Source organism: Aeromonas media (assembly GCF_000819985.1).
Classification (GTDB): Bacteria; Pseudomonadota; Gammaproteobacteria; order Enterobacterales; family Aeromonadaceae; genus Aeromonas; species Aeromonas media.
In genome coordinates, this window is record NZ_CDBZ01000125.1 from 1 (window position 1) to 459 (window position 459).

Below are 459 nucleotides of genomic sequence, written 5' to 3' on the forward strand. Positions count from 1 at the left end.
GAACACGGTTCCTGCGCGGGGGTGGCCTGTGAGCCTGGATCTCGGCGGACTGATGCCGCTATGGACGCTGTTCCAGCAACAACCTCTGGCACAGGGCATCGGCCTCGCCGCCATGCTGGTCGGGATCAGCGCCTTCCGGCAACGGGATGACGGGCGCTTTCGGTTGCGGCTCTGCCTCTATCAGGCGGCCATCGCCCTCCACTTCTTCCTGATGGGGGCCGGCACCGCGGCCCTCAGTGCAGGCCTCAGTTGCATTCGCACCACCGCCTCTGGGTACACCCGCAGCCCCTGGGTAATGCTGTTGTTCCTGCTTCTGGTCTGGGGGCTCGGCATTCCCGGGATCACCAGCGCGGTACAGTGGCTGCCCATCATAGGTACCACCATCGGCACCTGGGGACTGTTTCGGGCCCAGGGCATCACGCTGCGACTCAGCATGCTGGCGGGTGGCCTGTGCTGGAC

At 66.0% G+C, this 459-nt stretch carries 1 protein-coding gene; it reads left to right on the top strand.

Going from position 1 to position 459, the window contains the following annotated elements:
- Positions 1-28: 28 nt before the first annotated feature.
- Positions 29-459, top strand: a 431-nt coding sequence (locus BN1127_RS10710) for a YgjV family protein (protein ID WP_052833537.1), incomplete at its 3' end; no start/stop codon positions are given.